This window comes from Bifidobacterium sp. B4079 (assembly GCF_026537385.1).
In the GTDB taxonomy this organism is placed as follows: domain Bacteria; phylum Actinomycetota; class Actinomycetes; order Actinomycetales; family Bifidobacteriaceae; genus Bombiscardovia; species Bombiscardovia asteroides_I.
In genome coordinates this window covers 34,869-57,550 of the sequence record NZ_JAFNMH010000002.1, presented here as the reverse complement: position 1 = coordinate 57,550, position 22,682 = coordinate 34,869, and the positions used below count along the sequence as shown (strand labels likewise).

Here is a 22,682-nt window from a genome sequence, read left to right as displayed (position 1 = left end):
CGAACAGCCCCAATAAAGAGGACTCCCCTCCGGACAGCCTACGTCAGATTCTCTTCCACTTCCCGATTCATCAAACAGGAAGAGGATGTCGGTCAGGTCACCGCCGCATTACCTCCGGGTGACTATTGGATAACCGCCTTATGACCAACCGGCCGGCTGGACTACTCATCTCCCAGGATGCCGTCGACAAAGGACTCGGGATCGAAAACGGCCAGATCGTCGGGTCCCTCGCCCAGCCCGACCAGCTTGACGGGCACGCCCAACTCCCGCTGGACAGAAACGACGATGCCGCCCTTGGCTGAGCCGTCCAGCTTGGTCAGAACGATGCCCGTAACCCCGATGGCCTGGGCGAAAACCTGGGCCTGGATCATTCCGTTCTGTCCGGTGGTGGCATCCAGGACCAGCAGAACCTCGTCCACGGGCAGGTTCTTCTCAATCACCCGCCGGATTTTGCCCAGCTGATCCATCAGATTGGCCTTGTTCTGTAGGCGCCCGGCTGTGTCCACAATGAGGACATCCGCCTGATCATTTTTGGCTCGTTCCGCGGCTTCGAAAGCCACCGAGGCCGGGTCGGCACCGTCGCGGTCGCTGCGGACCACGGGCACGCCCACCTTGCCACCCCAGGTCTCCAGCTGGTCAGCGGCTGCGGCGCGGAAGGTGTCGGCGGCACCCATGACCACCGACTTGCCATCGGCGACGAAGAGCCTGGCCAGCTTGCCCGCCGTGGTGGTCTTGCCTGTCCCGTTGACGCCCACCATGATGACGACCGACGGCCTGTTGGCCTGAGGCCGGGCAGCCACCAGAGTTCGGTCCATGCTGGGGTCGATCAGATCGATCAAGCGCTGACGAAGGCCACGACGCACTGCTGCGGGGTCCTTCTGCCCGGTAATCCGGGCATCGTCGCGCAACTGTTTCACCAGCTGTTCGCTGGCCTCGGCGCCCACATCCGCCATGAGCAGGGTGTCTTCAACATCTTCCCAGTCGGATTCGCTCAGATGGTCCTTGGTCAAAATGGCAAAGAGGGCCTTTCCGAAGGGGTTGGGGCTCTTGGCCAGCCTGGCCTTGAGCCTGGTCATGCGGGATGCAGAAGCCTCCGGGTGAACCGGCTCCTCCTGCGCTGGCGGTGCTGCCTGGTCGGCTGAGGAAGACTGGGCGGCCGCCTCTGAATCGACTGAACCCGTAGAAGAAGCCGATGCGGGGGATGCGAACTGGACAGCCTGGTCACCTGATGAAGCTGCTGGGGAGGCACCAAGTTGGCCTCCAGCTCGGCCCTCTCCCGCAGCCGTCGCCGATTTCGGGGGCAAAGAAGAGTAGCCATTACCAGGCTCTTGCGCCCTGCCGGGGCGCACGGAATCCCCCTGGGACCGGCGCTTGCGGACCGCCACCAGAATGCCGACCACCGCCAGCACCAGAACGATCAGCACCAGAATAAGAATAAGGAGCTGCTGTGTTGTCATAGGTACCAGCCTAAAGGCGAAAAGGGACACAGACAGTCATCACCAGCGGTCACTTTTCGCTCGGATGACTCGTTTCCGTCTGCGAACCGCTCTTGACTGAAGGCATGACGTCGAAGGTGATGGGCTGAGGCTCCCTCCGCTGCGGACGCGAGGGCTCAGGGCTGGAAGAACGTAGTGCGGAGTTCCTGGGGGCCGGAGGCTCCGAGGCCGCAGAGACCGACGGCACGGCATTCTTCTTTTGTCTCGGGCTAGCCGACGATGCAGAATCGACGCCTGGGGGCCGGGGCAGATTTATCTCGTCCGTGGAATCGGAGGCCAGCGTACCTCGAACCTCCACCACAGAGGAGGAGTTGACATAAACCGGATAGGGATGCGCAAGGTCTTCAGCAGTTGGCGCATCCTCGCCCGAGCCAGGGGCGAAAGACAGATGCCCTCCTGCAATCCGCGGCAGCTTATTCTCTCGCTCCTGCCGACGGCGCGCGGCCCTGCGCACACGCTTATTCAGAGACTGAGAGAAGGCACGGTCCTGGGACTCGCCCAGCGCCAAGCGCATGACGAATACAATGAATGCCATCACCACCAGCACCCATACCAGGACAATCAGCCAGACCATATCTGCCATTCTCTCAAAAGAACCTCGCAGACGCGCTAAGACACGAGGAATCTATCGGTCTCTTTCACACTGGCGTGTTCATCGGGCTGCTCGTTTGATCAGGCAAATCGAACCAATACCTTTCTATTGGCTGACCAGAGCTGCCGGGAAGCACATTCTCCAGTTGCCCGCCACGCGAAAGAACGACCCGCCGACTGGCCAGATTCGATCCGGCGCAAGTGATCAGGACCCGGCTCATGCCCAGTGCGGCAGCCCGTCGCAGACAATCGTCCAGCATCATCCCGGCATAGCCTTGCCGACGACGATCCGGACGGACCGAATAGCCGATGTTGCCGCCCATGCGCAGCAGCGCCTTTGTGAGCTGCAACCTCAGCTGGATCATCCCCACCAGTTCGCCACTGGATTCAAGTGCAGCGAACTGGAAGGCGGGCACAAATCCCAGGGGCAGATCATCGCCACGCGCCTGCCGAGCCACCTCAGGCAGGCCTGACCGACGAACCTCATCCAAGCTGCGGCAGTCCTCCAAGGGGCCGAGCCCAGCCGCTTCATCCTCTGGCTGCGCGCGACAAGCCTTCAGATACTGCCAGACCTGGTCGGCATCCACTGCTCCAGGCTGGTCCATCCTCACCAGAAAGATTCCCATGGTCCGCCTCCCTCGTGCCGATCGCGTGGCCGCTCCTTGTCCGACTGCAGCCTGGACAGCGGCTGCAACTCATCATATACGGGCGGCAAGCAACCGAACCGGAGAATTCCAGAGGGAGCCTGTTCGACTGAAATATTATCCATGTAAACGAATAGCGGAAACTCAATATAGCGAGAATTCAACTGATCGAACAAGCGTTCTTTTTGTATGCGAGTTCCGGCGCCCGAACCCAAGCATCAACCTCATCACACTGGTGAAGTCATCATGCCGCAAGCCATCATTCCCCCTGGCTTTCATCCTCACGATGTCATCCATCACGGGCATGCGAACGTCCACAAGGATCACCTGGAGCAACGGCTGAGCGGCTGCTTTCATCTATCGAAGCAGAATCACCGCCTCCTGACCATTGGAAGCTCGTCTGACGACTCATAGATCATGGTCAGCCTCGGGATCACATGGGGGCCAGCCCCTTGCGAAGGAACACAAGGCCATCCACCAGGATCAGGTCAATCATGAGCGTTGCCCCCTGCCAGTACCAGGCAGGATGGCTTCTACCGTCCATCCCCGTTCTCGCTCGGTCAACTACTCAAACCCCTCCCATCAGTCGACATTGCTCGCCTATCTGTTCGGGGCACACTCCTTGATGATCATGTTGATGATCATGAATGGTCGGTTTCCGATCGTCCAAAGCTTGCCCATGCCCATCCCCCATGCCCATTGTCGTGGATTCTGATGCGGAGGGTGCCGTCCTGCTCATAGTCACGAGAGAGGACGTGGTGCTCGGGCCTGAGGCGTGCCGGAGCGTGTTCGATTACCTCCATGCTAACAATGAAACTGAGGTTATCCTGTCTGGGATCACGGTGTCGAGCTCGTTGAGCATGCGCAGCCTGGAGCCATAGCTGCTCCTTGACCTCAACTGAGTCAGCGAACCCCTGAGTCAGGGCGATAATCGTGGTGAGGCCATGGCCCACGCTGTCATGCGACTCCGCTGCCACCTGGGCACCTGATGTGGCCTGATCCCTTTAGCGTATAAACCAGGCTCAGCGGAGGCATGACAAATCTGGTCAAGCGTTGATTGCCCAACAGCTCGAATAGATTGGTTGCCATGCCCTTCATCACCCCCCCCCTCACACCGCATGCCGAGGATGCCCAAGGTATGCAGCTGGCAGCACCGAAGACCTTAAGGAGTCCACCGACGAAAAGACTTGCAGAATAATCAACACAGCAGCGTCGAGAAGAGCTGCGAAGGGGATCATCAAATCGCGATAGGCAGTGCGGCCTTGCTCTGCCATGCCGGGAGGCTGCCCAGGGCCCTGGCTGAAGAGAGCATCACGGCAAGCAGACCGATCATGGTTTGCGAGTCCCTCTGAAACCATGGAAGACTTCGCCGATTGAACCGGCCGGACCGGGTTCATCAGCCCCTACCCATAAAATCAATGGCATACGCAAACCCTCCCCGGTGCCGAAAGGGCCATCTATCCGCGCTGGGTCGAACCAGCTCCCCCGCCGGACCCGCGAGCGGACCGGGCCAGGGATGCGAAAACCATCTATCCAATGAGGCAAGAATGTCCCTTTCCAATCAGTCAGAGTCACCCTTCCTACAAGGGACCAACCTCACCGCCGTCGGCGATTACAACCGCAGCGTGGTTCTCGACACCATCCGCAAAGCCGGACAAATCAGTCGGGTGGAGGTGTCCCACCTGACCGGTCTGACCGGCCAAACGGTGACCAACATGGTCCGCAAGTTGATCGACGACGGCCTGGTCCAGGAGGAGGGGACTGTGACGGTGGGCAGGGGGAAGCCCCGCACAGCGATCAGGTTGAATCCCAGTGGCCGCTACGCTGTGGGAATCCATCTGGAACCGGCCAGGACCACCGTCATTCTGATTAATCTGGGCGGCAATATCATAGACAGGGACCTGCCCGACCTGCCTGACGACTCCGCCCAAGCCATAGCTACACTAGCCTCAACGGTCTCTCTCCTACTCGGACGCAACGGGATCTCCGGAAAGAGGGTGGGGGGAATCGGCATAGCCATCCCCGGCCCAGTAGATGCAAGGCAGGGAACCGTGCTCGACCCACCCAACCTCTCCGGCTGGCGCAATGTCCGTCTGGCCCACGACTTGGAATCGAGCACGGGTCTGCCTGTCTACATGGAGAAAGACGTGACCGCCGCCTGCCATGGCCAGACCTGGGCGGGCAGGGGGCAGGAAACCGGCCAGGACTTCCTCTTCATGTATATGGGCCTAGGCATCGCTTTCGGAACGGTCAGGCAGGGCCGGGTCTACCAGGGCAGGACAGGCAACGAGGGAGAGATGGGACATATCGTCGTCGACACCTCGGGCCCTGCCTGCTGGTGTGGGCAAAGGGGGTGCGTGGCTGTCACCTGCGACCCGCGCTCCCTGGTCAAACAGGCTGAGAAGGAGGGCCTCTTCCCCGCTCCTACCCGTGTGCAGGACCCGCAGGCCTTCAACGATTCTGCTGACCTCCCCTTCTTGGATGAGGCCTTCAGATCGCTCTGTCAACGGGCCCACGGTGGTGATGGGATCTGCCGAGACCTCCTCCTGGAGTCGGCAGGGCGAATCGGCAGGGCTGTGACCATCCTGACCGACCTTTGGGATATGGACACAGTGGTCTTCGGGGGTCCCTACTGGCACCTCCTGGAAGACATCTACCTGGATAGAGTGGCCCAGGTACTCAGGCGGCGGTCCGTCCTCAGGCAGGTCCATAACTTCAAGGTCCTGTCGACCACCTTGGGGGGTGACATCGCCGCCATCGGGGCTGCCAGCGCCATACTGGACCACGATCTGACACCCGGGCCGACCCTGAGGATGTCCGGGAGGGACCGGCCGGCAATCTGACAGGCGGGTTGCGAAAGGTGCCGTCAGACAGATTGCCTGGCGGCACCTTTCACTTGATTCAGGACCTGCGGAACCGCAGGGTCACGATCTGGAAGGGATGGAGCTCAAGGTCAATCCCGTCCTCGCCCTTGGACCGTATGGCCGGCTGGACAGCGTCGCAAGGAACCTCCATGAGGCCCACTTCATCGACGCCGGACCAATCAAAGCAGGCGGCCAGCCGAGCACGGGAACGGGCACCGGCGGATTCATAAAGACGGACGACCAAGTCGCCCGACCGGTCCTCGGCCAACTTTACGCTCTCGATCAGCACATCCTGCCCGTCCACTTCGACCAAGGGATCTACCTGGTGGGCGCCCATCACCCGACGGACCGGGACATTGAGCCTGTAGCCCATCCGGATGGCCCGCCTGATATCGGTGCCCACACCCAGGGCCACTGTGAAGTCGTGCTCCCCAAGATCGGCCCGAGGATCGGGGAAGTGAGGGGCGCGCAGGAGGGAGATCTGGATGCGCGTGCCCGGTCTGCCATCCGGCAGGGCAAACTGGTGGATGTCATGGCCATAGTTAGTGCAGTTGGCCAAGCTGACGCCGAAGTCGCCCTCCTGAATGTGAACCCACCGCTGGGCTGCGGCCTCGAATCTGGCCTGTTCCCAAGAGGTATTCTCGGTGATCGGCCTGGTCAGATGACCGAACTGGATTTCGTTGGCTGACTCCTTGGTGTAGAGGTTGGTCGGGAAGGAGAGCTTGAGCAGCCTGTCGCTTTCCTTCCAGTCCACGTGTGTACGGATCACCAGGGCATCCGTGTCATCATCCAGGCTGAGCTCCTGGCTGAAGGTTGACTGGCCGATGGCCCCGGAGACGATCACGGTCCCCTGGTCGGTCAAAGTAGTCGTCTCGACCTGGGCACCGGGCAGTTCCATGTCCTGGTAGGTCTTGTCGATATCCCAGGCATCCCAATGGGCTGGGGCGTCGATGAACAGGCGGAGGACGTTGGCCGGGACTGCCGGGTCAATCACCTCACGGCCGGAAGCCCTGTCAACGGCCGAGACCACATGGCCCTGGGGATCGATGCAGAAGGAGACTCGGTCGTTTTCGAGGACCGTATCGTCGCCATCCCTGCGTGCCTGGCCGCCGGCGGTACTGGCGGGTGCGGACACGGCACCGGCACGGACACCTTCCTGGCTCAGGGGCCCTGCGTTGGCCTCCAGCTGGACCGGGCCGCTGCCGACGAGCGCCTTGAGGGACCTGTCGATGATCCCCTCCAGCTGGGCCCAAATCTTCCTGTCGGAGCGCTGCACCTCGGCATAGACCCAGGCGATGGCCGATCCGGGAAGGATGTCGTGGAACTGATAGAGGAGGACCTTGCGCCAGATCTCCTGCAGCTCCTCATAGGGATAAGGGACACCGCAGAGGATGGCCGCCTGGCTGGCCCACCATTCGGCCTGTCGCAGGAGGGACTCGCTACGTTTGTTCCCGCTCTTGGTCGCCGCCTGGGAGGTGGCCGTGCCGCGGTGGAGCTCCAGGTAGAGCTCACCCACCCAACGGGGGGGATCTTTCATCTCCTCCCTGGCCTGGCGGAAGAAGGTCTCCGGCGAGGTCATCAGAACCCGGGGGCCGCCCTCCAGGTTCTCCTGGAGCTCGGTCGCCACCACCATCTCACGGGTGGGCCCGCCGCCGCCGTCACCCCAGCCGTAGAGGAGCAGACTGGAAGCCCCCTTCCCCTTCTCGGTAAAGTTCTTCTCGGAGCGGGCCACGTCGGCCGGGGAAGCATCGGAGTTGTACTTGTCTGCCGGCGGGAAATGGGTGAATATCTCCGTCCCATCGATCCCTTGCCACATGAAGGAGTGGAAGGGGAAGGTGTCCGTGTCATTCCAGGAGATCTTTTGGGTCAGGAAGTAGTCCATGCCTGCCAGGCGGGCGATCTGCGGGAAAGCACCCGAATAGCCGAAACTGTCCGGCAGCCAGGCGACATGCGAGGTGATGCCGAACTCCTCCTGGAAGAAGCGGCCACCTTGGAGGAACTGACGGACCAGGGACTCGCCACCTGGCAGGTTGGCATCGCTCTCAACCCACATACCCCCGACGGGGACGAATTGACCGGAGCGAATCTTGCGCCTGATCCCCTCGTAGGTATCGGGCTCGCTGTCCTTAAGCCACTGATACTGCTGGGCCGAAGAGGCGGCAAAGATGAAGTCTGGGTACTCGTCGGCCAACTCGACCGCATTGCTGAAGGTCCTGGCCACCTTGCGGGGAGTCTCTCTCAGGGGCCAAAGCCAGGCGGAATCGATGTGCGCGTGACCTACGGCATAGACGGTGTGACCCTTAGTGGCGGGCGCGCTGAGCACTTCCGTCAGGCACTGGCGCGCACGGCCTGCACTGCCTGCCACATCGTTGGGGTCGATGCTGTTGAGTGCAGCCTCGATGGCATCCAGGATGTTGGCGTAGCGGGTGCGGGTGGGGTCCACTTCGTGCAGAAGACCCTCAAGGACCTTGAGTTCTTGGATCAGGTTCCAGACCTGGAGGTCTAGCAGCCCCAGCTCAAGCCGTTGCAGACGGTAGATGCCCTGCTCCCTGCCCACCCCTTCGTTGCCCAGCTCGGTTGGATGGAAGGACCCACCGTTGGAGATCTGTGGGTTAGACGCAGCCTCGATGTAGAACTCGCAAGGCTGGCCAGGCTCGGACACCGGTACCCACTGGTTGAAAGGCTCCACGGCCTTGATCACGGTCCCGTCCGGGCGGCGGACCAGGCCTTCGGCCTGGAAGCCGGGACCCAGCCCGATCCTGCCCAAATCGACGACCAGCTCGGGGCGGGTGCCCGCCTCGTGTGCCCACTCAGCCGGCACCTGGCCGGTCACGTGGAGCCACCAGGTGTCCCAGGCCGTCCCCCACGGGTCCCCGACCGACATAGGCCGGTATTCGGCCTGCTTGGCCGTCTGGAAGTCGACTGGTTCGCCGGCGACATCCCAGGATTCGATTGAAACGGGGCAGGTGTGGCGGTACAGGGCGTTCTGCAGGTGCTGGTCCAGAAGCCTGTCCAGCCTCCACAAGACCTTTTCCTCACGCGTAAATCCCAATGTTCAACCTCCTTGTTGGCGGGTCACGGAAAACCCCGCATCTACATTGTCTTTTGCGGCCTATGCAAAAAGTTAGTTTAGTTTACTTCTTTGTCAATTGCCACCGCCGGCTCCGCAACCGCCTTTTCACCCCTTCACACCTCCGGCCAAGGAGTATGTCCCCAGGAAGCGGTTGGCGATGACATACATGATCACCACTGGCAGGGAATAGATCAGGGAAAAGGCAGCCAATTGGCCATAGATGATCATCCCATGCTGGCCGAAGAAGGAATATATGGTCACTGAGGCCGGCTGCTTGCCAGGTGACAGGAGGAGCATGTAAGGGACGAAGAAGTTCCCCCAAGTCCCCATCAATATGAAGATGCTGACAGCAGCCAGTCCCGGCTTCATCAGCGGAACCACCACCAATCGCAGGGACTTAAGCATGCTGGCCCCGTCCACCCAGGCGGCCTCCTCCAACTCGACCGGGACCGAGTCCATGAAGTTTTTGGTCATCCAAATGGCCATGGGAAGGGAGGAGGCCGCCAGGAAGAGCACGGTCCCCGTCATTGAGTCCAAGAGGTGGAGCATGACGAAGAGGGAGTAGACCGGGACCATCAGACACGTGATCGGCAGACAGGTGCCGAAGAGGATGGTGTAGAGGAAGGGCTTGTTGAACTTGGACCGGTATCGGGAGAGGGGATAAGCGCACAAGACGGCGCAGGTCAGGACGATCACTGTGACGACGGCCGAGATCAGGAAGCTGTTCCACAGGGGAAGGAAGGTTTGGTCCTTGGTCATGATGGCCGCAAAGTTCTCCAGAGTCCAATGCCGGGGAATCTTGGTCTGGAAGGTGGCTTCCCCGTCGAAGGCGGCGAAGAAGAGCCAGAGGAGGGGGAGCATGAAGGCCACGAAGACAACCCCCATGGCTATGTAGGACAGACAGGCGGCCAGGCCGTGCCTGGTGGGCGAGGTGGGGGTGTTGAGCCTCCCCCTGTGCCCGATCGTCCGGGCCGGTCGCCGGCCTGTAACCGGTCCTCTGATTACCTCACTCATTGGTTACCCCTTTCTCGTCCTTGAGAGCGTTGACATAGACCATGCCGAAAATCGCACCGATGAAGAGCATGACCACGGCGATGGCGCATCCGTAGCCGATGTCTCCGAATTTGAAGGCCATCTTGTAGGCGAAGACGGGCAGGGTGGTGCTCCTGTCTCCGGGCCCACCGGAAGTCATGACGAATATCAGAGTGAAGGCAGACATGGTCTGCAGGGTGATCAGCATGAGGTTGGTGACTATGGTCTGCTTGATAACGGGAACAGTGACATGGATGAAGACCTGCCAGGCGTTGGCCCCGTCGACCACTGCGGCCTCGGTCAGGGACCGGTCCACCTCGCCGATGGCGGCCTGGTAGTTCATCATGGAGAAGGCCGTACCCCTCCAGATGTTGGCCAATATGACCGAGAACATGGGAAAGAGGTAGAGCCATTCCGACCCATGCACCCCGAAAAAGGAGAGGATCTGATTGAGGGTGCCCTCTTTGGAAAAGAAGGCGTAGCAGGCGAACCCGGCAACCATCTCCGGCATGACCCAGGCAGCCACGACGGCTGTGGAGACGAACTTGCCGGCGATTTTGTTGGCCCTCTGCAGGAGGACCGCCAGTGCCAAGCCAAGGAAGTTTTGAGCGATTATGGCGCTGACTACGACAAAAATCACAGTCAGCCATACGGATCTGGGGAAACTTGGATCGGTGAAGAGGTGTGAATAATTCTTCATGCCGACGAAGGCGGGCGCTGTGGCGGCGGGACCGCTCAGGGAGACGTTGGTCAGTGACCCGTAGAAGGCCCAGATGATGGGGCCGAGCATGAAGACGGCCATGAGGACTATGGCAGGCAGGACCGTCCAATACCGTTTGGCAGTATGCATTATGGCATATCCTTTCCAGGACGGGAGGTCGAGCACGGGGTCCAGATCATTTGGATGGGGCCAAGGGGTCGGCCGCGCCCGACCGATCACCGGACCCTATTCCCTGATGGCAACCTTGTCCTGGCCGACGATACCTGTCACCCCTTGGTCGTAAGCCTTGGCGGCCTCGTCGACTGACATTGCACCGGTCACCACCTGCTCCGTGGCCTTCTGGATTTCAGCCGAAACCTTGGGGTATTCGCTCACGCTGGGGCGGACATGTGTGTAAGCCAGGGCCTTGGTGGTGATCTCGGTGAAGGCGTTGGTGGCCAGATACTTGGGGTCCTTGGCCACGTCGGACCTGACTGCGATCTTGGCTTCCTTGATATCCTTCTCCAATGAAAACTCCCTGTTGCCCAGGAGCTTGATGAACTCGAAAGCCAGCTCTGGGTTCTTGGACTTGCCGCCAACAGCCAGGGTCCACCCGCCGGAAGAGGTGACGTACTGCGGTTCCGCACCGTTCTTGCTAGGGAAGAGGGCAGCCCCCAGAGTCTTCTCGTAATCCGGCCACTCCTTGGACCCGCCCTTAATCCATGTGGAGGGCAGCCAGCTGCCATCCAAGGTGAAGCCAATCTTGTCATTGGGAAGCCAATCCATACTGATGGTCCCGCCGATATTCACATCCTGCGCCTGGGCTGGGGTGGGGGCATAGCCCTTGTCGTATATGGTCTTGAGGAAGTTCAGCGAATCCTTGAACCCCTGGGAGCCGATAGTCCACTTCCCAGTCTTGACGTCCATCAGGGCCTTGTTCCCTTGCTTGGTCCCGTACAGCAATTGGTAGAAGCTCTGCATGGAGGTCCCCTCGCCGATGGCCGTCCCGGCGAACATGTTCATGGGGACCACGCCCGGCACCTTGGCCTTGATCGTAGCTGCCGCGTCCAGCAGATCCTGCCAGGTGTGCGGCTGCCAGGGGATAGGGATACCCGCCTTTTCGAAGACGTGCTTGTTGTACCAGATGACCCTGGTGTCCGTGTCGGCGGGGACCCCGTAAACACCGTCACGGCCTGTGCCGATCTTCTTGGCGGTCTCGATGTAGTTCTTGTTCCAGTCCGCCCACTTGTCCACGAAGGGCTTGATGTTGTAGAGGTAGCCGGCGTCAGCATCAGCCTGCAGACTGTCGGAATCCTGGTAGAGAACATCCGGTGCGGTCGCGGGCGACCGCTGTGCCAAAGAAAGTTTGGTCTTGTAATCGGATTCCTGCGCCGAAATAGGCTGCAGGTCGACTTTCTTGCCCGGGTGCTCCTTTTCGAATATTTTCTTCGCCTTTTTTACCTGTGTATCAAACTGGGTGAACTGATCAGTCTTCTGATAGATGACTTTTATGGAATCCCCCCCCCCCCCGCGGAAGAGGACGACCCCCCGCAGGCGGACAGACAGAGCGACACAGCTACCACCAGGGCCGTCAGACCCACCGACTTCTTCATTTTCTTGCCCATCTTGCTCCTTTGCATTTGTGCGGCCCTACCATGGAATATGGCATCTTCGACTTCTCATCCTTCAATAGGACCGATTTAATCAATTTAAATGATTTATTTGGAGATTGCAAGTCTCCCTCACCCAGTCAAGGCTGAGTCTCAACCTGGCCCTCTCCGCCAGCACCCTTACCGCCCAATCGCATGAATTAGCGGCTTCCCTGACGGTGAAGGCCCCCGCGATCGCCTTCTCTGTGGCCTTCTGGGTTTCGAAGGAGACCTTAGACAGACCATCACGCTAGGGCCGAAGCGAGTGAACCTGAGCGAGTCGGTTATCTGTCGAGCGAAGAGGCGGCCGCCAGGTAGGCAGAGTCCTTGGCCGCGTCCGACCTGACGGCGGTGCGGACTATCCGTGTGGCATATTCCAGAGAGCCTCCCGTTGCACGGGACCTTGATGAAATCGAAGACAAACCCAAAGACCCCAGACCTGCCACCTGCGGCCACCGTCCATTCTTCTTTGGCCGTCACATCCTTGGGGGCCTGCTTTGTGGCCGAACACCCACGCGCCCTGGAACAGGCGGGATCCATGCCCGGCCTATTTTATAAATTTAATTGATTTATTAGTCGGGCATAAGGCGTCTTCGCATACGCCTCCGGATGGGACCCGGTTGCCGTGACGATCCTGCGGCTGCCCTTATTGGTGGAGGAACAGGTAATCAATACACGATCCAGACCATACCCACGGACCTGTCCCAGACAGTCGGCGATCCAGCAACACTCCGCCAGGTCCAAGGAGGTGTAAATCCTCCCCACCGCCGACGTCGGCCAGCTCATCGCCTGACCTCCTCGCGGATCAGGCAGGCGTCCAAGGCCACGGGGCCACGTGACCTGGTCACACTGATCTCCAGGTGGCTGGTGGTCAGTGGACCGACCTGTGCGAAGCGTTGATACCCAACAGCCCCCACCTCTGCCACCTGACGGAGTTCCCCGTCAAGTTGGGCACTGATGGCGACCTGCTCCACCCGCTGGCCGACCTCGATGTGTTCACGAAGGACGAGCCCATCCACCTGTCGAGGACGGTCGAAATCAATGGTAATGGTGGGATGCTCATCATCCACACCGGCCAGCCAGCAGCCAGAGCCCGCACCGATGGACAGGAGGTTCCGGGGGTCGCTTCCGCAGGCGTTGGAAGAGACGGATACCTTGACGCCCTCGGTGACGGCTCCCTCCCAGAATTCCCGGATCCTGCGGCCCAAACCGGTCAGAGAATCCACATCGGGCTGGCTGATCTTCCCCTGGGCGTTCGGCGGCACGTTGAGCAGGAGATTGGCGTTCCCGCCGACAGTAGCGGACCAGATGTCGAACAGTTCGTCAATCGTGCGCACCTTGTCGTCCTCGCTGGCATGGTGGAACCAGCCGGGCCGGATGGAGGTATCGACCTCGGCCGGGTACCAGACAAGGGGGCCGCCGTACTGTTCAAGGACCCTGCGGCTGCCCAGGTCCTCATCTTCAGAGCGCACGGCCCAATCGGGGTTGGAGAGATGGTCCAGCTCCCCCTTGCCCATCTTCCACTCTGCATGGCGGAGGGATGCCGGAACCACGCTCCACTCGTTCTCGCGTGCCTTGCCGGCCTCGTTGCCGCACCAGCGGACATCTGGCCCACAGATACTGATGACCGCTTCCGGCTGCAGGGCTCTGATCACATTGAAATAACGTTGCCAGTCATAGGCCTGGGTCTTGCCGTTGGGTCCCTCGCCGTTGGCTCCGTCCATCCAGACACTGAAGATGGGTCCGTAGTGGGTAAGGAGTTCTATCAGCTGGTTGACATAGTAGTCGTCATAGGCCTTGCCCTGCCCGTAAGCGGCCTCAGTCCTGTCCCAGGGGGACAGGTAGACGCCGAACTTGAGACCGTGACGGCGAGCGGCCCGGGAGACCTCACAGACCACGTCGCCCTTCCCTCCCCTCCAAGGAGAGCTGGCCACGCTGTGCTCGGTGTAGGCGCTGGGCCAAAGGCAGAAGCCGTCGTGGTGCTTGCAGGTGAGGATCACCCCCGTCATACCGGCCGCTTTGAAGGTCTGCATCCACTGGTCGCAGTCCAGGTCCGACGGATTGAAGAGGGCGGGATCCTCGTGGCCTAGGCCCCATTCGCGGTCGGTCATCGTGTTCATGCCAAAGTGCATGAAGGCATACATCTCCATGCGCTGCCAATCAAGCTGCCGGCGAGACGGCTTGATATTGGCCAGATAATCCAGATTCATCGGAATCCTTCCTTGGAATTCGTTTGTCCATGAGTTGCCTGGGTCTTCGGTCTCTTGGCAGCTCTTTGCACTTCTTTGTCTGTAGTCTGCTCATACTCCATCGGGCGACCGGGACCCAATTGATTAACTTACCGCACAATTTCCACGAAAGGAATTGATATACATCAACCTGGCAGAGACACGCATGAGGCATGAATGAGGGCTGCCAGTTCGGCAGCCAGAAGGAAGATGGAAAGTGCTGTGCAGACAGACGCCGACCACCTCGGCCCAAGAGCAGGAACCGGAAGAGACACCCTTCGCCTCGCCCCAGAAGGAGGCTCACAAGGTCTGACGGTGCAAATCGTTGGCTGTCCGCAGCACCCTAGGGGACAAAAAGGTCTCAGGATCGCCCACAGGGGCCGAGGTGATGTGCCAGACGACCGACTCTCCAGGCAAGAGGGTGGCCATGCCGCCGTCGATTGAGGCGGCAGGATCCACCTTATCCACCATGCAGAAGGCATCGCGGGCATAGGCCCGAGCAGTCAGGGTCAGCCGGTATCCGCGGTCCTCGACCGCAATAGAGGCTTCGAGGGGGTCGGGCCGGAGGGCTTGGTCCACAACCTCAGCCGGATTGTAGATGACCCTGGCAAAACCCGGCCGGTCGGGACCGGCCACGAGGATCTCCTGGGCAGGGTCACCGAAGGCAGCCACGGATGCCTCCAGAACCACCTGGGCCTGTCTCCCTGCCGGTATCGAGACCCGAGCGATCTGATCGGCCAAGACAGTCCCATCCAAGCGGCGGCGCTCCACCCGCCACTGGCCCTCCCAGGCCTGACGGGTGTCGTTGACCATGACCAGAACCAGCTGGTCAGGGGTGACAGGCATGCCAGCCCAACTGTGCTCAGCCCGATAGGCCTCTGAAACCCCGGGCTGAATAGAGGCTAGGCGGGGAGCGAAGAAGTCGCGGGAGGCGAACCAGAGGGGCTTGCGGTGCCCGTCATAGTCCACCGCCGCCCAGGAGATCACCGGCCAGTCGTCATTGAGCTGCCAGACCAGCGTGCCGGCATTCACCGGCTCCAGCGAGCGCATGTACTCCACCCCGAATCGGACGGCCTGTGCCTGTTGCAACTGACAAGCCCAGTGCCAGTCCTCAATATCCTCCCAGCGGTCACTGGGAATCAGCCAGGAGTGCGGCCCATCCGAACGACGGCCGTTTACCACGCCGCCGTAACTGATGTCATAGAAGTCGCCCGGAGTCAGGTGGGAACGCATGCCTCGGGAGAGCTTGATGTTGCCGTCGATGGCCTTCTGGTGGACCAGCATCTGAGTGCCAAAGGGGTCCAAGGGGCTGTCATGCACCACCCGGGTCAGGGTGCTCCAGGCAGGAGGCGCCTGGTATCCGAACTCGTCGGCGAAGCGGGGCCTGTAATCCCTGTAGGCCTTGTAGTCCTTGCTGTTCCACACATCCCAGATGTGCACGGTCCCGTCGTTGTCCTTGTTGGGCGAGGTGTACTTGGTGAAACTCATCGGGGAACTCGGCAGATAGATCCTGGTCGGGTCCAGTTGTGCGAAGAGGCGGGGAAAAAGATCAGAATAATATCCATCGCCCCAAGGGCGTTCACCGTAACCGTACATGTTGGGGACGGCGGCGGGATCGACCAGAGCGTTCTTGAACCCGCCCCAGTCGGCATAGGCCGTGTAATTCTCGTTGGATCCATTCCATACGACCAGGCTGGGGTGCGGGGAGAGCCGACCGATCTGCTCCCGGGCCTCCGCCTCAACCTCCGACCAGTTGCCCGGGTCCTCCGGGTAAGCGGCGCAAGCGAACATGAAGTCCTGCCAGACCATCACCCCCTCCTCGTCCGCCAGGTCATAGAGGTCGTCGGACTCGTAGTATCCACCTCCCCAGATCCTGACCATGTTGGAATTGGACTCGACCAAGTCCTCCATCCGTCGTTGGTAGCGATCCTTGTTCATCCGGGTAATGAAGGCATCGTCGGGAATCCAGTTGTAACCGTGGGCATGCACCGGTACCCCGTTGACGGATATGCGGAAGGGGCGGCCGTCCTCGTCGGCCGCCGTGTCCATGCTGACCGTGCGGAAACCCACCCGGCCTGTCCACACGGCCTGGGGACGGGATTCATCCGATCCGGCGTTTGCCCCCTCCTGGCCTGCCATGACATCGACCGTGTAGAGGGGGTGATCACCGTAGCCCCGGGGCCACCAAAGCTGCACATCCGGTACCCTGAGAACCAGGCGGACCGTGTCCGCTCCGGCATTGAGGCAGGAGCAGGCCTGGGCGTCGGCACTGTTGCCGCCTAGATGGACCCGCACGGGTATCCCCCCGGACTGGGTGCCAGGCCGTGCCTTCTCATCGGTACCGGACCTTCCACGGCCACCAGCGCGTTCCAGATCCACATCCACGGTGAGCAGACCCCCACCTTGGTCGTCGACGCCCACCAACGGGCGGACTTGGGCAATTCTGACACCGGACCAAGAATCAATGCCGATGGGCTGCCAGATTCCGGCGTTGGCCACGTCGATACCCCAGTCCCATCCGAACGACGAGGCCGCCTTCCGGAGCTGGTTGAAGGGATGGTTGTCATGAGGGTAGTAACCCAGAATCGTCTGTCTCCTCTCCGCCTCGCGGACAGGGGAGGTGAAGGAGACGACCAGGGTGTTCCCGCCTTCTTTGAGGAGATTGCGCACATCCCACCGGTAGGAGCGGTAGGCGTTCTGGGTGCTGCCAACCGGTCGGCCGTTGAGTTCCAGTGCGGCAACCGTATCCAGTCCGTAGGCCACCAGGTCGTGACGCTGCGATCCGTCGTCATGCCAGTCGAACTGGCAGGTGAACCGCCAGTCAACATCGCCGATCCACTGCTGGGCCTGTTCGTTGTCCCCGTCATAAGGGTCACCGATCAGGCCGGCGCGGAGGAGGTCCATAGTCGCCTCCCCCGGCACTCGGGCCTCGACCCCATTGGCCAGGCGGTCGCGGAGATCCTCCGGCGCCACCTGGGGATTGAGGGCTGCCATGGTCCAACTCCCCTCAAGAGGTGTGAATGTGGATGGGTGATGTGTAAGCATGGTGCTTGTCTTCCTTGTCTTGCGCTCCGTCGGCAGAGGCTTCAACCTTCCCCCGAAGTCCCGTGATGGTCATTCAACGCGGTGTACCCCTGCATCACCCTAGCAAAGAAGCGGACCGGACTTCAGGCTGCGGCGAATCCGGCAATCGGAAGGGCGGGCACGGCGGGGACCCGGCCCGATAGGGCCATCCGATGGACAGGCCGCCGCGATGTGCCGTCGGCCGAGTATGAGGTATACTGTGCTATGTTGCCCCTCTGGCTCAATGGTTAGAGCAGCGTCCTTTTAAGTCGTGGGTTGTGGGTTCGAGTCCCACGGGGGGCACAAGGCTCAACAAAGCACCTCGGTCCGGAACCGGCCGAGGTGCTTTTGGTATCCGGATGTGCCATCTGCTTCATCAGGGCATCATCGGTCAACGATTCGATATTCGTCTGCAAGAACCTTGCCGTTTTGACCAGATCCGAGGCATACCATGAGCTTCTGCCGGTCATCTTCTGCGACATTGATGCTCTCTTTATGCCCAGATAATCCCCAAGTGCTGTCTGAGACTCTCTCAAAGCAGCCAACCGCACCTTCACGTTGAAAGAGATGACCGAGTTGATATATTCCGTCGTATCAGGCCTATTGGCCACTGCCTGTTCCAGAAGAGTCATATGCAACCTCCATAATTAAGTTTCTACATGCAAATTTAATATATTAATTTGTGTTTGTCTACAACATACGCTATTCTGTAAGTTATGAACAGACAACGTAAGGCAATTACGTCATCCCAGATGAAACTTTGGCTTCAACGTCACGGAATTTCACAAAGATACTTGGCCTCATTGCTTGACCTCACTCCTGGCACCATCAACGGGAAAGTCAATGGGTGGATCAGCTGGACTCAACATGACCTGGAAGTACTCCACAAGGAATTCGGCCTTTCCTCAGATTTTGTAATCGACCTTAGCAGCATCGAGCAGACTCAGCCCCTCTTGGTGACGGAAAAGGAGTGAAAAAACGGCTGCCCCCTGCAGATAATCTCGGGAGCAGCCGGTGCGACAACGGATTGAAGTTTCCCGTCCACATTCTTGGCGGAATCAACGGGATGCTTCCTCTACTTAAGGAGTGTCATCACACATGTATGACTCTATCAATAGTGCGACTTCCAAAGCCCACTTATACGGTAAGCCGAGCTCCCAGGGAAACGGGGTGCAACGGCGGAATTACTCGTCAAGGGGTTTCAACCAGCGGCGTGGATCGAGCATCGTCATCGACCGACAGTCAGATGTCCTGGTAGGCGATATCGTCTACCTGCGGATAGGCGGCACGGTCTCCCTCTATGGCCGTGTCACTGATATCGCTTCACAATCTGATCGCCCGTTCGTCTTCGACCATGGGTATTGCCCGGTCCTCGGTGACGGCATCGAGTTCGCCTACGCCAAGCGGTTTCTGATGGTTTCCCACCCCGCATTCGGCGGCAACCCGAGGGACAAGGCGTGACATGGCCGTATTTCACTTCCTTCAGAACGCAGATAGGTCACTATGAGCTGGCAAGCGACGAATTGGGCTTTGCGGGAGGCCCCGGTGGGTGGCGACACGACGGCCAGGCTGATTCTTGTGGCCTTGGCGGACCGTGCCCATCCGGACGGGTCGGCCTCCTGGCCGAGCGTGAGGACGCTGATGCGCGAGCTGCATGTCAGTGAGAGGACGATCCGGCGCAAGCTCTCGCTCCTGGAAAGCGGGGGCCTGATCCGTCGCGGGAACCAGGAGCTGTCCCGGCGTGACGAGCAGGGGCGGCTCATTCCCGGCCAGTACCGTCCCGTGGTGTGGGACTTGTGCATGGGAGCGGAGCCCGAGCCTGTCTCCGAAGCCCCGGAGCCCAGGGGTGCCAATTTGGCACCCCTGCCGGAGGGGCGGAACGAAGCCGATTCCAGGGGTGACGTTTTGGCACCCCTGGCTGAAGCCCGGGAGGCCAGGGGTGCCACAGGCGGCCGTCCAGGGGTGCCACCGGTGGCAGGCAAACCAAGTAATAAACCATTACCCCCTCTGTCCCCTAAAGGGGACATCTCCCCCAGGGAAGACGCCCCCTCGAATGGTCATCTCCTGCAGACAGGCATGGCGGCCCTGCTCGCCGGCCAGGACCTGCCCGTCCCGGCCGACAGCCGGCGTGAACGCCGGGCCGCCCGCCGCCTGGCCGCCCGGCACGAGGTCGGGGAGTGCCTGGACCTGGCACGTTGGGCGCTGGAGGACCCGGAAGGATTCTGGCGGCCCGTCATCATCTCCTGCAAGGCCCTGGAGAAGCACTGGGACCAGCTCACCCTCCAACGAGAGCGCAGCCGGAAGGCCTGCAAGGCCGACGCTCCGGGTGCCGCCCCCGTGGACGGGCACGCACCGAGCACGGTGGCCAGCGGCCGCGCAGGCATCGTCACGGTGTACGGGGGGCGCAAGTGGAGCGTGGAGACGAACCGCCGGCACGTCGAAGGCGAGGTCAGCGAGGACTCCTGCCCCTGCTGCGCCTGGGACAAGAGGAACCGGCCACTGCATGGGCTGGGACAGCGCGTCAAGCCCGCGCCCTCCTCTAAGCGAAAGCCGTCGGCACAGCCGGTGCATCACTTCATAGGGGCAGCGTCATGACCCCGTTCAGAGCCGCTGGATTGTGCAGCCGGATCGAGGACGGGCGGGAGGCCGCCTGGTTCCCACCCGAGCGCGGCCACAGGACGGCCGAGCAGATCCGCAAGGCCGACATGATCTGCCGGCGGTGCCCCGTGTGTGACCAGTGCATCTCCTTCGGCCTGGTCTATGCCGGCCATGAGGACTATGCCACCTACGGGGGAATGCGTCGGAAGGAGCTGCAGGCCCTGGCCAGGATGATGCGCCGGGACGGCTTGGACATGCGCCGGCGCAAAGGCGGCAAGGAGCAGCGCTACCGGCAGGCGGTCGATTGGCTCGACCGACACCCGGAGGCGGTGCGCGAGGCCAAGCGGGAGGCTTTGGGCTACTGGAAGGACCACTACCGTCGGCGCTCCGGGACCAGGAGCGGCGACACGGACGAGCCCGCCAGACTGGAGGCATCGCCCGCCTGACCTCGCCTTGCCGGCTTGGGGTTGCCTCCAACCGGACGATTCGACAACCCGATACTTCGATAACTCAATAATTCAATACTTCATTACTTCGGTAATTCAATAAGGAAAGGGGAACCATGAACAAGGTAGTGACCATAGCGGCCGCCAAGGGCGGTGTGACCAAAACGACGTCCTCCATGTACCTGGCGGCATCGGCCGTCAGGAAGGACCCGGAGGCGCGGGTGAGGGTGATGGCGACCGACCCCCAGTCCTGCGCCGCCCGGTGGGCGCTGGAGGCCGAGGAATCGGGGTCCCCCCTCCCCTTCGGGGTGGCGGACGCGAAGCTGCTGGACGTGGAGCGGCTTGCAGGCGACGGGTTCGAGGGTCTGACCATCATCGACACTCCCCCGGCCGGCCCCATCACGGTGGCTGCGGTCGAGGCGGCCGACTTCGTGGTGGTGCCCTGCACCGACACGGAGCTGGATCTGCAGCAGGCGTGGAGCACCCTCAAAGGCCTTCAGGGCCGGGTGCCGGCGGCCGTACTGCTGTGCCGCGTGGAGCCGCACACGAGGCTTTTCAAGGCGGTCAGCGACGCCCTCGCCGCCCAGCAGACGCCCCGGTTCGATGCCGTCATCCGCAAGCGTCAGGCCATCAAGGCCTGCATGGGGGCGGCTCCCGGCAAGCTGTACGAGTATGCGGAGGCATACGGTGAGCTGGAGGATCTATTGGAGGGGGTGTCGGCATGAAGAATCTGAAACCGATATCCGCACCCGAGACCGGGACCCGGGACCTGGGGGCGGTGTTCTCCGCCGGCTCCCCTTCGGTCGTACCGTCCCCCTCCCCCGCCGGCACGGGGGCAGGCCTGTGGGTCCAGACCAGCATCAAGATGCGCGATGGGACCCGGCGGTCCGTGAAACTGTACGCTCTGGAGCACGGCATGAAGATGCAGGAGGTCATCGACCTGGCCCTGCACGACTACCTGGGGGGACGGTCATGACCATCTTCTCGGAAAAACCTCATTGTTTTTCCGGTTGCACCCCGTTTTCATGTTGACTCGTGCGATGCTAAAAGAGGACTGAGCGGCCATACGGCCGAGAAAGAGGAATTATGGACAAGGAACACACAACCGATGACGGGGAGACCAGGAGCCTAGCTGATGCCGGCGAACTCAGCGGCCGGCCTCCGCAGGAGGATGGCCTGCCTCCGGCTATAGAGCCGGTGGACGGCCAGGAGCCTGGAAGCGGTTCGGGCCCGGCAGGGAAGCCCCGCCCGAAGTGGCTGGTGCCGGTGATCATCCTGGTGGTCGTGGCCGTACTGGTCGTGGCGGGCCTGGCTGTTTGGAGGGTGTCCTCGAACAGGAGCCACGACCGGGCTTTGGCGTCATGCTCGCAGGCGGTGCGCGCCGTGAAGGGTTCGGAGCAGCGGGCCGAGTCGGCCTCCTCCAGCTATCTTCAGGCTTTCGCCGTGAAAGAGGACCAGGTCAAGGACGCGAAGACCGTGAAGGATCTGGCCAAGGCCGTCGGGAAGGCGAAGCACACCCAGGTTCAGGTCTTCAGATGCGAGGCGTCCATGTCCACAGGCGATCTGCAGGCCATGGCCGGCAAGGCGAAGAGGACCGACGACGTCTACCGCAGCCTGGACAAGGACGCGAAGGCTGTGCTGGCCTCCCGTGATGCGAAGAGCCTTGATGATGCGAAGGCGGCCTTGAACGCGAAGAAGGACGAGGCGGCCAAGCTTTTGGGCGACTCCGACGGGAAGGTGGCGGACAACGCCCTCCGCGACAGCCTGCAGCAGGCCATCAGCCAGGCCGGCAGCATCAAAGGCGACAAGGCGAAAGCCTACCAGGACGCGGCCGCAGCCCTGCAGTCGGCCATCGACCAGGTGAACGCGTCCATCCAGCAGAAAAGCCAAGCCGACCAGGCCGCCCAGGCCGCCCCGCCAGCCCAGGCGGCGCCGGCTTCGTCCGCCCGGCGTTCGGCGCCCGCCCAGCAGCGTTCGGCGCCTGCCCAGCAGCGTTCGTCCTCCTCCAACAGCCGGGTGCGGCACTACGCACCTTCCCGTCGGCCCTCATACAACCGTGGTGGCAGAGGAGGCGGCTCCGCGCCTGCTCCCGCAGCGCCCGCGCCTGCACCTGCTGCGCCAGCAGCACCGCAAGGCGGCGGCTCAAACTGGCGCGACAGACTCAACAGCCAAAAGCCGATAGGTAATCATGGTTGTAATCCAGATGGTTCGTGTGGTATTGGCTGATTGATTAAGAATTTGCCAGCGGGACCGGTTACTTTGGACGGTTCCCATCCCGCTGGCGTTACTTGTGGGCGA

16 protein-coding genes, 1 tRNA gene and 1 pseudogene are annotated in these 22,682 nt (G+C 61.4%); 9 read left to right on the top strand and 9 right to left on the bottom strand.

Annotation, left to right across the window (positions count from 1 at the left end; genetic code table 11):
• Positions 1 to 161: 161 nt before the first annotated feature.
• The 3 genes and pseudogenes from ftsY to J3T95_RS04855 all read right to left on the bottom strand — a co-directional run.
• A pseudogene (gene ftsY, locus J3T95_RS04865) lies at positions 162 to 1,097 on the bottom strand (signal recognition particle-docking protein FtsY); the annotation flags it as partial.
• A 409-nt stretch (positions 1,098 to 1,506) separates the two neighbouring features.
• Complete coding sequence (locus tag J3T95_RS04860) at positions 1,507 to 2,079, bottom strand: hypothetical protein (protein WP_267450638.1); 573 nt, start codon at positions 2,077 to 2,079, stop codon at positions 1,507 to 1,509.
• A 55-nt stretch (positions 2,080 to 2,134) separates the two neighbouring features.
• Complete coding sequence (locus J3T95_RS04855) at positions 2,135 to 2,713, bottom strand: GNAT family N-acetyltransferase (protein WP_267450637.1); 579 nt, start codon at positions 2,711 to 2,713, stop codon at positions 2,135 to 2,137.
• A 1,565-nt stretch (positions 2,714 to 4,278) separates the two neighbouring features.
• On the opposite strand from J3T95_RS04855, the gene J3T95_RS04850 reads away from it, so the two are divergent.
• Complete coding sequence (locus J3T95_RS04850; protein WP_267450636.1) at positions 4,279 to 5,574, top strand: ROK family transcriptional regulator; 1,296 nt, start codon at positions 4,279 to 4,281, stop codon at positions 5,572 to 5,574.
• A 58-nt stretch (positions 5,575 to 5,632) separates the two neighbouring features.
• Here the strand turns inward: J3T95_RS04850 and J3T95_RS04845 are convergent, their stop codons facing one another.
• The 6 genes from J3T95_RS04845 to J3T95_RS04820 all read right to left on the bottom strand — a co-directional run bounded on the left by J3T95_RS04845 (position 5,633) and on the right by J3T95_RS04820 (position 17,271).
• Positions 5,633 to 8,647 carry an alpha-mannosidase gene (locus tag J3T95_RS04845; protein WP_267450635.1) on the bottom strand — a complete coding sequence of 1,005 codons (3,015 nt, stop codon included), beginning with the start codon at positions 8,645 to 8,647 and terminating at the stop codon, positions 5,633 to 5,635.
• Between the two features lie 126 nt (positions 8,648 to 8,773).
• Positions 8,774 to 9,682: a carbohydrate ABC transporter permease gene (locus J3T95_RS04840; RefSeq protein WP_267450634.1), complete on the bottom strand. Its 909-nt coding sequence runs from the start codon at positions 9,680 to 9,682 to the stop codon at positions 8,774 to 8,776.
• Complete coding sequence (locus tag J3T95_RS04835; protein WP_267450633.1) at positions 9,675 to 10,550, bottom strand: carbohydrate ABC transporter permease; 876 nt, start codon at positions 10,548 to 10,550, stop codon at positions 9,675 to 9,677. The genes J3T95_RS04840 and J3T95_RS04835 overlap by 8 nt, the downstream gene beginning before the upstream one ends.
• A 96-nt stretch (positions 10,551 to 10,646) precedes the next feature.
• The gene (locus J3T95_RS04830) at positions 10,647 to 11,843 is read right to left on the bottom strand and encodes an extracellular solute-binding protein (RefSeq protein WP_324123899.1); all 1,197 of its coding nucleotides are present in this window, start codon (positions 11,841 to 11,843) and stop codon (positions 10,647 to 10,649) included.
• Positions 11,844 to 12,831: 988 nt separating this feature from the next.
• Positions 12,832 to 14,259: an alpha-L-fucosidase gene (locus tag J3T95_RS04825; RefSeq protein WP_267450632.1), complete on the bottom strand. Its 1,428-nt coding sequence runs from the start codon at positions 14,257 to 14,259 to the stop codon at positions 12,832 to 12,834.
• A 318-nt stretch (positions 14,260 to 14,577) separates the two neighbouring features.
• Positions 14,578 to 17,271 carry a glycoside hydrolase family 2 protein gene (locus tag J3T95_RS04820; protein WP_267450631.1) on the bottom strand — a complete coding sequence of 898 codons (2,694 nt, stop codon included), beginning with the start codon at positions 17,269 to 17,271 and terminating at the stop codon, positions 14,578 to 14,580.
• A 299-nt stretch (positions 17,272 to 17,570) separates the two neighbouring features.
• Between J3T95_RS04820 and J3T95_RS04815 the strand changes: the two genes are divergently transcribed.
• From J3T95_RS04815 to J3T95_RS04785, 8 genes are all read left to right on the top strand, one after another.
• Positions 17,571 to 17,643 (top strand) — tRNA-Lys (locus J3T95_RS04815).
• A 413-nt stretch (positions 17,644 to 18,056) separates the two neighbouring features.
• A complete protein-coding gene (locus tag J3T95_RS09240) occupies positions 18,057 to 18,314 on the top strand; it encodes a helix-turn-helix domain-containing protein (RefSeq protein WP_366800452.1) in 258 nt (85 codons plus the stop codon).
• Positions 18,315 to 18,510: 196 nt separating this feature from the next.
• Positions 18,511 to 18,801, top strand: coding sequence for a hypothetical protein (locus tag J3T95_RS04810; RefSeq protein WP_267450630.1), 291 nt, complete (start codon positions 18,511 to 18,513; stop codon positions 18,799 to 18,801).
• 42 nt (positions 18,802 to 18,843) lie between these two features.
• Positions 18,844 to 19,935 (top strand): helix-turn-helix domain-containing protein, encoded by a 1,092-nt coding sequence (locus J3T95_RS04805; RefSeq protein ID WP_267450629.1) that lies wholly within the window; start codon positions 18,844 to 18,846, stop codon positions 19,933 to 19,935.
• Positions 19,932 to 20,384, top strand: coding sequence for a WhiB family transcriptional regulator (locus tag J3T95_RS04800; RefSeq protein ID WP_267450628.1), 453 nt, complete (start codon positions 19,932 to 19,934; stop codon positions 20,382 to 20,384). Before J3T95_RS04805 ends, J3T95_RS04800 begins: the two co-directional genes overlap by 4 nt.
• Positions 20,385 to 20,500: 116 nt before the next feature.
• Positions 20,501 to 21,109 (top strand): ParA family protein, encoded by a 609-nt coding sequence (locus J3T95_RS04795; RefSeq protein WP_267450627.1) that lies wholly within the window; start codon positions 20,501 to 20,503, stop codon positions 21,107 to 21,109.
• Complete coding sequence (locus J3T95_RS04790; RefSeq protein WP_267450626.1) at positions 21,106 to 21,360, top strand: hypothetical protein; 255 nt, start codon at positions 21,106 to 21,108, stop codon at positions 21,358 to 21,360. Before J3T95_RS04795 ends, J3T95_RS04790 begins: the two co-directional genes overlap by 4 nt.
• A gap of 110 nt (positions 21,361 to 21,470) precedes the next feature.
• A complete protein-coding gene (locus J3T95_RS04785) occupies positions 21,471 to 22,610 on the top strand; it encodes a hypothetical protein (protein ID WP_267450625.1) in 1,140 nt (379 codons plus the stop codon).
• Positions 22,611 to 22,682: the final 72 nt, after the last annotated feature.

What these genes read in the sequence shown, in the direction of transcription:
- J3T95_RS04860 (WP_267450638.1), bottom strand. Translation starts at nt 2,079, where the DNA reads ATGGCAGATATGGTCTGGCTGATTGTCCTGGTATGGGTGCTGGTGGTG.
- J3T95_RS04855 (WP_267450637.1), bottom strand. Translation starts at nt 2,713, where the DNA reads ATGGGAATCTTTCTGGTGAGGATGGACCAGCCTGGAGCAGTGGATGCC.
- J3T95_RS04850 (WP_267450636.1), top strand. Translation starts at nt 4,279, where the DNA reads ATGTCCCTTTCCAATCAGTCAGAGTCACCCTTCCTACAAGGGACCAAC.
- J3T95_RS04840 (WP_267450634.1), bottom strand. Translation starts at nt 9,682, where the DNA reads ATGAGTGAGGTAATCAGAGGACCGGTTACAGGCCGGCGACCGGCCCGG.
- J3T95_RS04835 (WP_267450633.1), bottom strand. Translation starts at nt 10,550, where the DNA reads ATGCATACTGCCAAACGGTATTGGACGGTCCTGCCTGCCATAGTCCTC.
- J3T95_RS04825 (WP_267450632.1), bottom strand. Translation starts at nt 14,259, where the DNA reads ATGAATCTGGATTATCTGGCCAATATCAAGCCGTCTCGCCGGCAGCTT.
- J3T95_RS04820 (WP_267450631.1), bottom strand. Translation starts at nt 17,271, where the DNA reads ATGGCAGCCCTCAATCCCCAGGTGGCGCCGGAGGATCTCCGCGACCGC.
- J3T95_RS09240 (WP_366800452.1), top strand. Translation starts at nt 18,057, where the DNA reads ATGAACAGACAACGTAAGGCAATTACGTCATCCCAGATGAAACTTTGG.
- J3T95_RS04805 (WP_267450629.1), top strand. Translation starts at nt 18,844, where the DNA reads ATGAGCTGGCAAGCGACGAATTGGGCTTTGCGGGAGGCCCCGGTGGGT.
- J3T95_RS04800 (WP_267450628.1), top strand. Translation starts at nt 19,932, where the DNA reads ATGACCCCGTTCAGAGCCGCTGGATTGTGCAGCCGGATCGAGGACGGG.
- J3T95_RS04795 (WP_267450627.1), top strand. Translation starts at nt 20,501, where the DNA reads ATGAACAAGGTAGTGACCATAGCGGCCGCCAAGGGCGGTGTGACCAAA.
- J3T95_RS04790 (WP_267450626.1), top strand. Translation starts at nt 21,106, where the DNA reads ATGAAGAATCTGAAACCGATATCCGCACCCGAGACCGGGACCCGGGAC.
- J3T95_RS04785 (WP_267450625.1), top strand. Translation starts at nt 21,471, where the DNA reads ATGGACAAGGAACACACAACCGATGACGGGGAGACCAGGAGCCTAGCT.